Genomic DNA, 14,305 nt, shown 5'->3' with positions numbered 1-14,305 from the left:
CGTCGTCGCCCCACCCCGCGAGGGCGCGCCCATCAGGCGCGTCCTCGCGCAGGCGCCGCGGCTACGGCGCCGTCGTCGACAGCGTGAACGTCAGCGTCTTCGAGTAGCTGCCGGTGCGCAGCCCCTCGGTGGCGCCGATGTGCTGCTTGAAGCCCAGCGCGACGTTCGTGCCGCTGATCGGGATGTTCCAGGTCATCAGCGTCAGCGGGCCGTTGTCGGTCCGCAGCGGAGCGAACGCGCCGTTGTTCGCGTTGACCTGCACCGGGTCGTTGAGGGCGAACGTGCCGTTCACCAGCCGACCGGTCGCGGTCGCGCTCGAGTCCAACACGCTCAGGGCCGCATCCGCACCAGTCGAGGTCGCGGTCGCGACCGTCGAGGCGGTGTAGTCGGCCCCGACCGCCGGGACGAAGTTCCCGAAGGCGGCGGGCACACCGAGCGTCAGCGCCAGCGTGCTCGGCACATTGCCCGAGACCGGGCTGGTCGTGCTCGTACTCGCGCCCTGGGCCAGCGTGAACGTGGCCAGCGGCGGGTCGTGGTCGGAGAGGCCGGTGCCGTCGGTCGGCACCCGCTCGTACACGTCGTTGTCGAGATGGATGTACCGCACGTCGGCCAGGCGCGACTTCATGCCCGCCGTGACGAGCATGTGGTCCAGCGTCTGCAGGTGACCGTTGAACTTGTACGAGTAGGCCTGGCCTGCGGGGACGTCGTTCCACAGGTTGGCCAGGATGCCGCTCCCGGTGAGGGTCGACAGCGGCGTGGAGAACTCGAAGTCGTTGAGATCGCCCGCCACCAGCACGTTCTTGCCGTCCTGCTGCAGGGCCGCCGCGGCGTCGCGCACGTACGCGGCCTCGTCGATCCGGCATTGCGTCTGGTGCGACTGGGACGCGAAGTGGTTGCTCAGCGCCGTGAAGGACAGGTCGCCCTTCTTGAGGTCGAGCGCGTACGGCGCCCGGTCGAACAGCTTGCCCGGGTAGAGGTCGCACACGCTCGCGCTCGCCCACGGCCCGTTGACGGTGTTGCCGAGCAGGCGGCCGTTGGTGGCCGTCGTGCCGTCCTTGACCAGGAAGCCGGTCGCGATCCCGCGGCCGTCGTTGTTGGTCGTGATGTACCCGGTGTAGTTGCCGAGCGCCTGCGCCAGGCCCGTGAGGGCGTTGGCGCCGTCGGCGAACACCGCGACCTCCTGCATCGCGACGACGTCAGGCGCGCCGAGGCGGTCCTTGATCGCGTGCACGATGGCGTCCACCCGCGCGTTGTACTCGGGCTGCGTGATCACGTGGCCGTCGTTCTCCTTCCCGACCGGGAAGAAGTTCTCGACGTTGAAGCTCGCCACACGGAGGGTGTTGGCGGGCTGCGCGGGCGCCGTCGGCGGCGCGGCCGCGTTGATCGGCCCGCGCTCGATCGTCGGCGTCGGGCCGCCGAGCTGCGGCATGATCTCGTAGTAGCTGAACGTGTAGCTCAGCGGACCCACGACGTTGCGGGCGATGTCGAACAGGTCGAGGTTGACCTGCGTCGTGCTCTTCCACGGCAGGCGCGGATCGGCCGGGTTGCCCGCGCCGCCGTCGGGCGCGATGCCGATCTCCGCCGGCTTGTCGTACCAGGGCGTCTCGTCCGCGGCCACGGTGTTCTTGCGGAACAGGCGCTGGGCCGTCGTGCCCGGCTCGAGGAAGACGTCATTGAACTTGGTGGTGCCGCCGCCGGTCGCGATGCCCTCCGGCAGCTGGACCCGCATGCCCTGCAGCGAGCGGTAGTACGCGCGGCTGAGGCCCTGCGCCTCGGACTTGGTCCGGTCGAGAGTGACGGGCGCGGGCAGCGCGTTGCCGGTCGAGTTGATCGTGGCGACGCTGGTGAGATCGACCTCCTGCGCCGCGGGGCTGCTCGTGTTGCCCACGCCGGCCGGGACGATGCCGACCTGACCGAACTTGGTCTCGACGCGGCCCGTGATCGTGATGTCGGACCCGATCACGCCCGCCGGGTTGGCCGCGTTGCGGCGGATGCCCGAGACGAAGAGCGCGTCGGACGTCGTGGCGTTCGGGTCGATCGTCGGCTCCTGGATCCAGATCCCCGAGTCGGCCTTGTAGATCGCGTCGTACGTCGACCCGTAGAGGTCGTCGATGCCCGTCACGACGCCGCGGATCTTCACCGTGGTGCCGTTGCAGGCGGCGTTGTCGCCGAGTGTCTGGATGCTGGTGATCGGCACGATGCCGTCAGGGCCGGCGGCGCAGGGCGCCGGGCCGACCGTGCCCGAGCACGTCGTGCCGCACTTGGTCGGGGTCGGCGTCAGCGGGCCGTTGAAGTCGGCGACGTTGTCGTCGGTGTCCTGCGTCCCGTTGTTCTTGCGCGCGAACCCACCCGCGCCGGACGACGGCTGGGCGAGCCCGGCACCCTCGCGGTACGCGGCGGGCGCGGTCGGAGACCCGAACGCGTCGACCACCGTCGCGCCGTTGCGAATCTGGATGCCGCCGGTGTTCGTGATGCCCGTCCCGTAAAGCACGTCGCCGGCCGCGGTGAAGGAGCCGGCGGAGTTGGCGAACACGAACGTCTGGCCGGCGGGCAGCGTGGTGCTCGCCGGGACGGTCGCGCGGGCGCTGGCGGTGCCGGCGCTGTTGGACCCCCAGAGCGTCCAGCCGCTGATGTCGACCGCTGCGGCGGAGACGTTGCGAATCTCCACCACCTCGTCATTGCCGCCAGCGGGGCCGCCGAACGCGGACTGCGAGATGACGACGTTGCTCGCCGCTTGAGCGGCCGGTACACCCAGCGCTCCGACGGCCAAGAGAGCGACGGCCGTTGCTAGGTGGATACGCAATTTCACGGTTCAGGAGTCCTTTCCGCGAGGAAATCCGAGAGAGACGGCGGCAAACGTATCGCCGCTGCGGGCGCGTGCGTGACGGTTCGGTTATCGAGGTGTGAAACCGGACGCGCGTCTCGCTTCGGCGGCTGAAACGTGCCCCGGAGCGGCAGGTTCGCGCCGGTGTCCGTGCTCGGACTCATCGCTGGACCCACATCCGGTCGCCTGCCACCCGGAGCCGAATCGTTCCCTCTTCGTCGGTGCGCACGACGGTCGGCACCGCGTGTGCGAGCGCCATCAAGGTGGTCTTCGTCGGATGGCCATAGGTGTTGTGCCGGCCGACTTCGATCGCCGCCAGCCGCGGCCTCAAGCGCTTCAGCAGCGCAGGGAGGCCGGGATCGGCGCTGCCGTGATGAGCGACCTTGAGAACGTCGACGGGCGCCAGCTCGAGCGGGAGCGTGACGTTGCTCTCGGCGTCGGCCGTCAGCAGCATCGAGAACGCGCCGACGTCCAGCCGGGAGACGATCGCGTGGTCGTTGGGATTGCCCTCGTGCCGGTCGTCGGGCGGAGGCCACAGCACGCTGAAGTGCAGCCCACCGACGTCGATCGCCTGGCCGGTCGCCGGCGTCAGCGAGCGTCCGCGATGCGCCGCGAGCGCTACCGGAAGGGCCCGCTGAACCGCCGTTTTCCAGCCCGCGCCGCCGTCGACAACCAAGCGCGGGCTGTACCTGGCGATGACCGCCGGCGCCGCGCCCTCGTGGTCGGCCTCGGCGTGCGTGAGAAACAGCGCGTCCAGCCGCTTGATCCGCGCCTCGGCGAGCCGCTTGAGGATCGGGCCGTCGGGCGGGCCCGTGTCAACCAGCACTGCCGTGGTGCCGAACTGGACGAGCGTCGCGTCGCCCTGGCCGACGTCCAGGAACGAGACGACGAGCTCGCCCGGCTTCAGCGGCGCGGCCGAGGCCCCGCGAAGGGGGAGCGCGACGATCAGGACTGTCGTCGCGGTCGCGGCGCCGGCGACGGCCAACCAGGTCCGCCGTCTTCGCCCGAGCGCGGTGCCGTGGCCCAGGCCTTGCCAGCGGGTTGCGGCGCGACGTCCTTCCCGCCAAGCGACGGCTGCAGCGACCAGCGCTGCCGCCCACGCCGCGAAGATCACGCCGGGAGGCGCGTGGAGCTCGACCGACGAGAACGGCGCGGCCGCGCACACGTGGGCGACCGCTTGGATGTAGACCAGCAACGGAGCGGTCAATGCCGAGAACGGCAGAGCGAGCGGTGCGGCAAGCTGGCCGGCCACGCCGGCGAGAACCCCGAGCCACATGACGGGAGCGATGGCCGGGGCCGCAAGCAGGTTGGCGGGCAGCGCCGCGATCGAGAGCTGCCCGAAGTGCAGCGCCATCAGCGGCGCGGTGCCGATGGTCGCGGCGAGGGTGATCGCCAGCGCGTCCGCGATGGGCTCCGGCATGCGTCGCGCGAGCGCCGCCTGCAGCGGCTTCGCGCCCACCAGCAGCGCGATCACCGCGGCGAACGACAGCTGCCAGCCGGGCTCCCCCACCGCTCGCGGATTGAGCATGAGCGTTGCGGCAGCCGCGAGGAGGAGGGCGTACCAACGCCGCGCCGGGCGCCCTGCGAGAGCGGCGATCAGGCCGGCGACGCCCATGATCCCCGCGCGCTGGATCGACGGCCCGCCGCCGGCCAACGGCACATACAGGACGACGATCGCCGAAGCGAGCACGAGCCGTGCGCGGAGCGGGACACCGAGCAGTGCGCAAGCGCCCAGGACCAACACGATCAGCAGCACGACGTTCTGGCCGCTGACGGCGAGAATGTGCGCAAGACCCGACTTCTGGAAGTCGTCCCGCACACCATCGGTGAGGCGTTCGTCCTCGCCGAGCACCATCCCCCGCAGCAGCGCCGCCTCAGACGGCTTCAGCCCCTGCGCAAGCCCGTCCTCGGCGTGCCGGCGCACTCCGTCAAGCAGCCCGGCGACGCCGCTCCTGCGCGCACCGGTGGCGAGCACCCGCTGGGCGGCGATCGCGGCGTGGGCGTTGCGTCGTCGCTGGTAGGCATCGGCGAACCCCAGCCGCGCCACCGTCCCGGAGATCGAGACGATGTCCCCCACCTCGGGCCACACGGCGCTGGCCCCGGCCTCGGCCCCGTCCCAAACGCCAGGGCCCGCTCCGCCTCCGGTGCGATACACGCCCTTGCGCATGCGCAGGACGGCCTGTTCCCCGGCCCCGACGCCGTCCATGAGCCGGACGCGCGCGACCGCCGGCCCGACGGCGCGCTCATGTACCGGTTCGAGCACAGTCGCTCGCGAGTGGACCTCCTGGCCGTACGAGACGGTGAGAACGCCCGTGTCGAGGCCGCGCAGGCGGGCGTCGGCAAACATCGACCCGCCGACGAGCGCGGCGACCGCGAGAACGGCGACGAACGGACGACCGGCGAGAGCAACGGCACCGACGGCCAGGCCCAGGACCACGACGTGTGGTGCCGCGACCGCGAGCAGCCCCGCGACCAGGGCGGCCAGAACGACATGACGCGGATGCGCGCGCGTGCCGGCGATCGCTCGCCGCACTTGGCCGCGCACGTCAGACCCGCACGCTCTCGCGGAAGGCGGCCAGGCGTTTCTCGCCGATGCCCGGGATCTGATCCAGCTCGTCGACCGAGCCGAAGCCACCGTGCTCGATGCGGAAGTCGATGATCTTCTGCGCCGTGGTCGGCCCGACGCCGTCGAGCGTGTCGAGCTGCTCGAGGGTCGCAGTGTTCAGATTCAGCGGCTGGCTCGGGGTGGTGGGACTCGGCGCGCTCGACGTCGATCTCGACGCCTTGACCGGGACGAGGACCTGGCGCCCGTCCTCGAGCTTGGCCGCGCGGTTGATCTGGCTCAGGTCCGCCCTGCGGGTGGGCCCGCCGGCGCGCTTGAGGGCGTCCTCGATGCGCTGGCTCGACGTCAGCCGATAGACGCCCGGGTGCTTGACCGCGCCCGCGACGTCGACGGTCACGCGCGCGTCGTCGGCGCCGTCGCTCTTGACGTCTATCGACGCCGCGACCGGAGGCGGAGTGGGGTCGCTCGCGAATCGCGAGCGGGCCAGATACAGCGCCGAGAGGAGGACGATGAGGACGGCGGCCGCCGCCCAGGCGGCCAGTCGACGGGGGTCGCGATCGAGCATGTCGATGACCCTAGGCAGGACCGAGTCACATTTCTGTACCGATCTGTGTCAACTCTGCAACAGAAGTGCAACAAATCTGCGCACTCAGCCGCGATGCGTTCCAGCCGGGGCATGATCCCGGCTGTGACCGCTCCCTCAGCGCACGACGAAGTTGACCAGCTTGGATGGCACCACGACGACCTTCACGATCTGCTTCCCGTCGATGTGCGCGACGACGTTGGGGCGCAGGCGCGCCATCGCCTCGAGCTCCTCACGCGTCGAGGCCGCCGCCGCCTGCACGCGATCGCGAACCTTGCCGTTGACCTGCACGACGATCTCGACCACGTCGCGCTCGAGGAGACTCAGGTCGGCGTCCGGCCAGTGGGTCTCCCAGACGCGGTCGCCGGTCAGTGCCTCATAGACCTCGGCGGCCGTGTGCGGGGCGAACGGGAAGATCAGGGACGCGGCCGTCGCCGTGGCGAAGTGCAACGTCGCGGCGTTGACCGTGTCGCGGCGACGGTAGGCCTCGTTGACCAGCTCCATCACCGCGGCGATCGCCGTGTTGAACGCGAAGCGGCCGGCCATGTCGTTGGTGACCTTGTCGATCGCCCAGTGCGCCTTGCGCATCAGCTCCAGGTCGTCGCCCTCGGGCGGCTCCAGTGGGCCCAGCAGCGGTTGCCGGCCATTCTGCTCGGCCACGTCGGTACCGAGGCGCCACAGGCGCGCCAGGAAGCGGTGCACGCCCTCGACGCCCTCGTCGCTCCAGTCGGCGTCCTGATCGGGCGGGCCGATGAACAGCACGTAGGAGCGGGCGGTGTCGGCGCCGTAGCGCTCGACGTAGCCGATCGGGCTGATGACGTTGCCCTTGTTCTTGGACATCTTCGCGCCGTCGCGCGTGATCATGCCCTGGGTGAAGAGCGCCTTGAAGGGCTCCTGCGCCTCCATGAGGTCGAGGTCCGCGAGCGCCTTCACGAAGAAGCGCGCGTACATCAGGTGCAGGATCGCGTGCTCGACGCCGCCGATGTACTGGTCGACCGGCATCCAGCTGTCGAGGATCTTCGCGTCCCACGCCGCGTCGTCGTTACCGGCGTCCGTGTAGCGCAGGTAGTACCAGGAGGAGTCGACGAACGTGTCCATCGTGTCCGTCTCGCGCCGGGCCGGGCCGCCGCAGATCGGGCACGTGGTATTGACCCAGTCCTCGGCCGACGCCAGCGGCGAGCGGCCCTGCGGCGCGAAGTCCTCGATGTCGGGCAGCTCCACCGGCAGGTCGGCCTCGGGCACCGGGACGATCCCGTGCTCGTCGCAGTAGACGATCGGGATCGGCGCGCCCCAGTAGCGCTGGCGGGACAGCAGCCAGTCACGCAGGCGGTAGTTGATCGAGCGGTGGCCCTTGCCCTCGCGGTCGAGCCAGTCGACGATCTGCTCCAGCGCGTCGCGGTTGTTGAGGCCGTCGAACTCGGGCGAGGAGTTGACCAGCGGTCCGTCGCCCGGGTAGGGCAGTTCCTCGCCGCCGCCGACGACCCGGCGGATCTCCAGGCCGAACTGGGTGGCGAAGTCGAAGTCGCGCTCGTCGTGGCCGGGGACCGCCATGATCGCCCCGGTGCCGTACTCCATCAGCACGTAGTCGGCGACGTACATCGGGATCGCCTCGCCGTTGACCGGGTTGATCACCGTGCGGCCCAGCGGAACGCCGGTCTTGGTGCGCTCGGTGTCCGCGCGGTCCTCGCGGTTCTCGTTGAGCACGCCGTTGACGTAGTCGCGAACCGCCTGCTCGTGCTCGGTCCCGGCGGCCAGGCGCAGCACGTCGGGGTGCTCGGGCGCCATCACGAAGAACGTCGCGCCGAACAGCGTGTCCGGCCGGGTGGTGAAGACGGAGTAGTCGACGCCGGTCTCGGGGGAGGAGAACGTGACCTCGGCGCCCTCGGAGCGGCCGATCCAGTTGCGCTGCATCGTTACCACGTGCTGGGGCCAGTCGATCGTCGCCAGGTCGTCGAGCAGGCGGTCGGCGTAGTCGGTGATGCGGAAGAACCACTGCTCCAACTGGCGCAGCTCGACGGCGGTGCCGCAGCGCTCGCAGTGGCCGTCGATGACCTGCTCGTTGGCCAGCACGGTGGCGTCCTTGGGACACCAGTTGACCGCGGCCTCCTTGCGATACGCCAGGCCGCGCTCGAACAGCTTCAGGAAGATCCACTGCGTCCAGCGGTAGTAGCGGGGTTCGTGCGTGCCGAACTCGCGCGACCAGTCGATCGAGATGCCCCACGAGCGGAACTGCCGCTGGAACGAGGCGATCGAGTCCTCGGTGGCCTTGCGCGGGTGGACGCCGGTCTTGATCGCGTTGTTCTCGGCGGGCAGGCCGAACGCGTCGTAGCCCATCGGGTGCAGCACGCGCATGCCGTTGCGCCGGCGGAAGTGCGCGACCGCGTCACCGACCGAGTAGTTCTTCAGGTGCCCCATGTGAGGCTCGCCCGAGGGGTACGGAAGCATCTCGAGCACATACGAGCGGGGCGTTCCGTCGTCCTCGTTCGGAACTTCCCAGGTGCGCTCGCTCTCCCAGATCGCCTGCCATTTGCGTTCGATCTCGTGAGGCTCGTAACGATGCTCGGCCATTGGGCGCGGAGGTTAGCGCTCGCCGCGAACGATCCGTTGCAGGGCGCGGCTCGTTTGCAGGTCTCCGAGAAACGACGAACGGATCGCGATACTCTATGCGCACCGCTTGGGGCTATAGCTCAGCTGGGAGAGCGCGTGACTGGCAGTCACGAGGTCGACGGTTCGAGCCCGTCTAGCTCCACTAAGAGAAAGGGTCGCCCACCGGGCGGCCCTTTCTCGTTTCGGCGGGCGCCTTCGAAGGGTCGCGTTCGCGGCTGCTCGGGAGCGCGCGCGTGACCGGTGGGGTCGATGAGCGTCCTGTGCGGCAGCTTTTCGACCTCACCCGTCACGGCGCCGGTCGTCGTCGCGACGCGGGCGCGCGAAACGGGGCCGCCGGCGCGGCGCGAGAGGGGCACCTTCGTGCGGCGCGGCGATGATCGGCGCGGCCGACCGCGGCGCGGCGATGATCGGCGCGGCCGACTGCGGCGCGGCGATGATCGGCGCGGCCGACTGCGGCGCGGCGATGATCGGCGCGACAGACCGCGGGGCGGCGATGATCGGCGCGGCCGACTACGGCGCCGGCGAGGGCGGCGGCAAACCGCGCCGCGGCGCTGGGGGCGGGCGTGCGGCCCGCCGGGCCGCGCGGCCTACTCGGCGTCGTCGGTGATGATGCGCTTCGGGGCTTCGCCCCAGAGCTGCTCGAGGCGGTAGAACTCGCGCGCCTCGGGGGTGAAGATGTGGACGATCACGTCGAAGTAGTCCATGAGGATCCAGCGGGCCTCGCTCGCGCCCTCGACGCGACGGGGAAGGAGGCCGTGCTCCTTCTTCATGCCTTCGTGGATGCGGTCGTGGATCGCCTTGGCCTGGCGGTCGGTGCCGCCGGAGGCGATGACGAAGTAGTCGGTGTAGCCGAGGACGCCGCGGAGGTCGAGCTCGACGATCTCCTGGGCTTTGACGTCGGAGGCGTAGCCGGCGACGAGCTCCGCGAGCTTGGCGGGCTCGAGGGGCGCGGCCTGGTTGGCGGTGTTGGGGGCGCTCATCGGTACAGCCCTTCGGAGTCGATGTAGGCGGCCACGGCGTCCGGTACGAGGTAGCGGAGTGGTTGGCCGGCCGCCACGCGGCGGCGGATCAGTGAGGAGGAGATATCGAGTCGGGGCATGTCGAAGAAGCGGATTCGGTCAGCGCCAGCGAGCCCGGCGAGATGTTCGGTGATGTCGGTGCGGCCGACACCTTCACGCTCGGCGACGCCGAGGGTGGCGAGTGAGAGAACGGCTTCCGGCTCATACCAGGTCGGCAGGGCGTAGGCCATGTCGCCTCCCACGATGAACGTCAGGTCGTCGTCGGGATTGGACTCATTCAGCCTCTTGAGGGTATCGACCGTGAAGGATCGACCGGGCGTGCCGGCTTCCAGACGCGAAACGGCGAAGCGCGGGTCGTCCGCGACGGCGAGCTCGCAGAGGGCGACGCGGTGCGCGACGCCCGGGTCGCTCTCGACCTCCTTGTGCGGCGGTTGGAACACGGGCATGAAGACCACGCGATCCAGACCGAGCTGAGAGTGCGCCTCCTGGGCGCAGACGAGGTGGCCGAGGTGCGGAGGGTTGAAGGTGCCTCCCAGGAGGCCGACCCTCATCCGCGGATCTGACCGTCGCCGTCGACCAGGTAGCGCGTGGAGCAGAGCTCGCGCACGCCGATCGGGCCGCGCGCGTGCAGCTTCTGTGTGGAGTTGCCGATCTCCGCGCCCATGCCGAACTCGCCGCCGTCGGTGAACCGGGTCGAGGCGTTGACGTAGATGCAGGCCGAGTCGATGCCGAGCTGGAAGGCGCGAGCGGACGAGCGGTCGTTGGTGACGATCGCCTCCGAGTGGCCGGAGCCGTACTGGTTGACGTGGTCGATCGCCTCCTCGACGGAGTCGACCACCCGCACGGCGAGGATCAGGGCAAGGAACTCCTCGGCCCAGTCGGACTCCACGGCCTCTGTGACCGACGGGTCGACCGACCGCACCCGCCCGTCGCCGCGCAACTCGACGCCCCGCTCGCGCAGCGCGGCCAGGGCGGTCGGCAGGAACGCCAAGGCAACCGAGGAGTGCACGAGCAACGTTTCAGCGGCGTTGCACACGCCGGGCCGCTGCACCTTGGCGTTCAAAATGATCCGCGTCGCCATCTCCAGGTCGGCGGTCGCGTCGACGTAGACGTGGCAGTTGCCCGCCGCCGCATAGATGACCGGAACGCGCGCGACGGCGCTGATCGCCTTCTTGAGCCCCTCGCCACCACGCGGGATGATCAGGTCGACGATGCCTTCGAGCTGGGCCAGCTCGGTCAACTCCTCGCGGCCGCCGCCGGCCACCAAAGCCAGGGCGCCGTCGGGGAGCCCGGCGCCGATGGCCGCCTCCCCCGCGATCCGCGCCAAGACCTCGTTGGAGTGCGCGGCCGAGGAGGAGCCACGCAGGAGCACCGCGTTGCCCGACTTCAGGCACAGCGCCGCCGCGTCGATCGTCACGTTCGGGCGCGCCTCGTACACCACCGCGATCACGCCCAACGGGACTCGAACCTTGCGGAAATCGAGGCCGTTGGCCAGGCGGCCTCCGTCGACGACCTCGCCCACCGGGTCGGGCAGCGCGGCGATCGCCCGCGCGCCGTCGGCGATCCCGCGAACGCGCGCCTCATCCAGTGCCAACCGGTCCATCAACGCGGTCGAGAGACCCGCGGCGCGACCCGCTTCGAGATCGTGCGCGTTCGCGGCCAGGATCTCCGGCAGCCGCGCCTCCAAAGCGTCCGCGATGGCCAGCAGCGCTGCGTGCTTGGTCGCCGAATCCACCGCGGCCAGGCGCCGTGCGGCCGACTTCGCGGCAAGCGCGAGCGAGGTGACCGAGGACGGTTGAGCGATCGTGGCGGCCATGGGGGAAGTCTAGTGTCGCGATCCGAGTTCGCACGCGGATGACGACCCGCGGCGCCGCGGCCGGCGACGGCGAGTTTGGGTTGGTACAGGCCGTACTGGCGAGCTCGTCGCCGCGTCGAGGCGCCTGCGAGTTCCGAATCGGGACGCCAGAGAGGGACGAAAGTCAACTGGGCCGGGTGGAGAGGGGGCCGCTTCGTGGTGCCACCCGTCCCTGGCTGCCGTGACCCGCGAGGTGCGTGAGACGTGGGATGGTGAGCGAGCGTCGACTTTCGTGAGCAGAGCGCGAGAAACTCGACGCTCGCGTCGCGACAGCGAACCTGATCGAACACACGTCTGACTCGTAAACGGGCACGGTCGGTCACGGCGACCGGGAGACGGCGAGTGTGGGACACACTTTCAATGCCACGCACGGCAGGCAGCGACGAAGGGCGCGCCACTCCCCTCCCCCACCCGGCGCAGCTGACGTTCGTCCCTATTTCATAGGCTGTCCCGGGAGCATGACGACGATCCTTCGGGCCAGGGTGGCCCACACGCCGCGCGACCCGTTCGCCGGCTCCGGCGCCCTCGAGACGTTCGACGACGGCGCGATCGCGTTCGACGACGCGGGCGTGATCGTCGCCATCGGCCCATACGCGACCGTGGCCCAGCAGCACCCCGGCGCCAGGATCGAGGACCGGAGCGAGTGCATCGCGGTGCCGGGCCTCGTCGACACCCACGTGCACTTCCCGCAGATCGCGGTCATCGGCGCGATGGGCCTGCAATTGCTCGACTGGCTCGACCAGCGGACGCTGCCGGAGGAGGCCAAGATGGCCGACCCGCTCCACGCGCGCAAGACCGCGAAGCGCTTCGTCAACGCGCTCAAGGCCAACGGGACGACCTCCGCACTGGTCTTCGGCGCCCACTTCCCGCAAGCCCAGCAGGCGCTGTTCGAGGCCGCCGACGCCGCCGGGCTGCGGATCTCGAGCGGGCTGATCGTCTCCGACCGCAACCTGCGGCCGGACCTGCACACGACGCCGGACGCCGCGTACGAGGCCAGCCACGAGCTCAAAGCCCGCTGGCACGGCCACAACCGCCTGCGCTACGCGGTCACGCCCCGCTTCAGCGTCTCCTGCACCGAAGCGATGCTCGACGTCTGCCACACGCTCCTGCAAGAGACCCCCGACGCCCTCTTCACGAGCCACGTCAACGAATCGCCCGGCGAGATCGCGTTCGTCAAGGCGCTCTTCCCGGACGCCCGCGACTACGTCGACACCTACGAACGGGCGGGCCTGCTCGGCCGACGCTCGGTCCTCGCCCACAACGTCCACGTCTCCGACGAAGAGCTCAGGCAACTCAAACAGACCGACACCGCCATCGCCCACTGCCCGAGCTCGAATGCCTTCCTGGCGTCCGGGATCTTCCCGATGGTGCGGCATGTCGAGGCCGGCGTCCGGTTCGGGATGGGCACGGATGTCGGCGCGGGCACCGGCCTGAGCATGCTCAAGGAAGGCCTGGTCGCCTACCACGTCCAGATGATCCGCGAGGAGGGCCACCTGCTCGGCCCCGCCCATCTCCTCTACCTCGCCACCGCGGCCGGCGCGAACGCGATCGGCCTCCAGGACACCTGCGGGGATTTCACACCGGGCAAGCAGGCCGACATCGCGCTGATCAAGGCCCCGGAGGGATCGACGCTCGAGATGGTGCTCGAAACCGCGCCGGACTGGGAAGCCACGCTCGGGGCGCTCTTCACGCTCGCCCGCGAGGAATGTGTCATAGAGACCCGCGTCGGCGGCGAGATCGTGTTCGCGCGGGTCTAAACCAGGACGAAGTAGTCCCGGTGGACCGCTTCCTCGGTCGCGCGCGGCAGCACCTCGCGCACCTCGCCCGACTTCATCCCCATCACCCGCCGCAGCTCCGACGCGGAGTAGTTGGAGATGCCCTTGCCGACCGCGGAGCCGTCCACGCAGACGTCGACCGCGTCACCCGCCTCGAATGCGCCGTCCACGTCCACGATGCCCACCGGCAGCAGTGACGTCCCGCCGTCGCGCAGCGCCCGCGCCGCGCCCGCGTCGATCGCCACGACCCCCAAGGACGGCTTGGCGTAACGCAGCCAGAGCTTGAAGGACGGCTGGCGCACGGGGTGCGGCGCGAACCGCGTGCCCACGGTCTCCCCCGCCCACGCCCGCCCCAAAAGGCCCGGCTCGAACCCCGAGCCGATCACCGTCGGGATGCCCGCCGCGGTCGCCATCTCCGCCGCTGCCACCTTCGAGCGCATCCCGCCCGACCCCAGCGGCGACGTCGCCGAGCCGATCGAGAGCGCCTCGAGCTCGGACGGGTCGGCAACCGAAGACACCAGCTGCGCCGTCGGGTCCACCCGCGGATCGGCCGTCAAGAGCCCAGGCGTCGAGGTCAGCAACAGCAGCAACGATGCATCGACCAAGACCGCTACCTGCGCGGCCAGGAAATCGTTGTCGCCGAAGGAGATCTCGTCCGTGGTCGTCGTGTCGTTCTCGTTGATCACCGGGACGATCCGCCACTCGACGAGCTTGCGCAGCGTCCGGCGCGCGTTCAGATAGTGCGTCCGCGCGCTCATGTCGAAGAACGTCAGCAGCACCTGGGCGGACTGGATGCCGCGCTCGCGCAGGTTCTCGTCGTAGGTCCGGTAGAGCCGCCCCTGACCCACGGCCGACGCCGCCTGCAGCTCCTCGACCACCCGCGGGCGACCGTCCAGCCCCAGAAGATGGATGCCCCGGGCGATCGCCCCCGACGTGACGACCACCACGTCGATGCCGGAAGCGTGCAGCGCCGCGACTTCCTCGCAGATCCGCGCGACGACCGCGAGGCGCAACGCGCCCGTGTCCTCGGCGACGATCGACGAGCCGAGCTTTACGACGGCGACTGGCACACGACGAAC

Annotated in this window: 10 protein-coding genes and 1 tRNA gene; 3 read left to right on the top strand and 8 right to left on the bottom strand. The window is 70.3% G+C overall.

Annotated features, from left to right (window positions below):
- Positions 1-61: 61 nt before the first annotated feature.
- From OM076_RS24570 to leuS, 4 genes are all read right to left on the bottom strand, one after another.
- Positions 62-2,770, bottom strand: coding sequence for a lamin tail domain-containing protein (locus OM076_RS24570; RefSeq protein ID WP_270042735.1), 2,709 nt, complete (start codon positions 2,768-2,770; stop codon positions 62-64).
- 214 nt (positions 2,771-2,984) lie between these two features.
- Positions 2,985-5,369, bottom strand: coding sequence for a ComEC/Rec2 family competence protein (locus OM076_RS24565; protein ID WP_270042734.1), 2,385 nt, complete (start codon positions 5,367-5,369; stop codon positions 2,985-2,987).
- A 1-nt stretch (position 5,370) separates the two neighbouring features.
- Positions 5,371-5,952, bottom strand: a complete 582-nt coding sequence (locus OM076_RS24560; RefSeq protein ID WP_270042733.1) for a helix-hairpin-helix domain-containing protein — start codon at positions 5,950-5,952, stop codon at positions 5,371-5,373.
- A 135-nt stretch (positions 5,953-6,087) separates the two neighbouring features.
- The gene (leuS, locus tag OM076_RS24555) at positions 6,088-8,538 is read right to left on the bottom strand and encodes a leucine--tRNA ligase (protein WP_270042732.1); all 2,451 of its coding nucleotides are present in this window, start codon (positions 8,536-8,538) and stop codon (positions 6,088-6,090) included.
- A gap of 108 nt (positions 8,539-8,646) precedes the next feature.
- Between leuS and OM076_RS24550 the strand changes: the two genes are divergently transcribed.
- Together OM076_RS24550 and OM076_RS24545 are read left to right on the top strand one after the other, a co-directional pair.
- Positions 8,647-8,719: transfer RNA gene (locus OM076_RS24550), tRNA-Ala, on the top strand.
- A gap of 231 nt (positions 8,720-8,950) precedes the next feature.
- A complete protein-coding gene (locus tag OM076_RS24545; RefSeq protein ID WP_270042731.1) occupies positions 8,951-9,184 on the top strand; it encodes a hypothetical protein in 234 nt (77 codons plus the stop codon).
- Here OM076_RS24545 and rsfS read toward each other — a convergent pair.
- From rsfS to OM076_RS24530, 3 genes are read right to left on the bottom strand one after another with little or no spacing between them, the layout of a single operon-like run.
- A complete protein-coding gene (gene rsfS / locus OM076_RS24540) occupies positions 9,165-9,557 on the bottom strand; it encodes a ribosome silencing factor (RefSeq protein ID WP_270042730.1) in 393 nt (130 codons plus the stop codon). The genes OM076_RS24545 and rsfS overlap by 20 nt on opposite strands.
- Complete coding sequence (gene nadD, locus OM076_RS24535; RefSeq protein WP_270042729.1) at positions 9,554-10,147, bottom strand: nicotinate-nucleotide adenylyltransferase; 594 nt, start codon at positions 10,145-10,147, stop codon at positions 9,554-9,556. Before nadD ends, rsfS begins: the two co-directional genes overlap by 4 nt.
- A complete protein-coding gene (locus OM076_RS24530; RefSeq protein ID WP_270042728.1) occupies positions 10,144-11,412 on the bottom strand; it encodes a glutamate-5-semialdehyde dehydrogenase in 1,269 nt (422 codons plus the stop codon). Before OM076_RS24530 ends, nadD begins: the two co-directional genes overlap by 4 nt.
- Positions 11,413-11,909: 497 nt before the next feature.
- Between OM076_RS24530 and guaD the strand changes: the two genes are divergently transcribed.
- Positions 11,910-13,208, top strand: coding sequence for a guanine deaminase (gene guaD / locus OM076_RS24525; protein ID WP_270042727.1), 1,299 nt, complete (start codon positions 11,910-11,912; stop codon positions 13,206-13,208).
- On the opposite strand, the gene proB is transcribed toward guaD, so the two are convergent.
- Entirely contained in the window at positions 13,205-14,296 is a 1,092-nt protein-coding gene (gene proB / locus OM076_RS24520; RefSeq protein ID WP_270042726.1) for a glutamate 5-kinase, read from the bottom strand. The two genes, guaD and proB, sit on opposite strands and share 4 nt — an antisense overlap.
- Between the last annotated feature and the right edge of the window lie 9 nt (positions 14,297-14,305).

The sequence above is a fragment of the Solirubrobacter ginsenosidimutans genome (assembly GCF_027587205.1).
The sequence above is the reverse complement of the archived record's forward strand: the minus strand, read 5'-3'. Positions and strand labels throughout refer to the sequence as shown.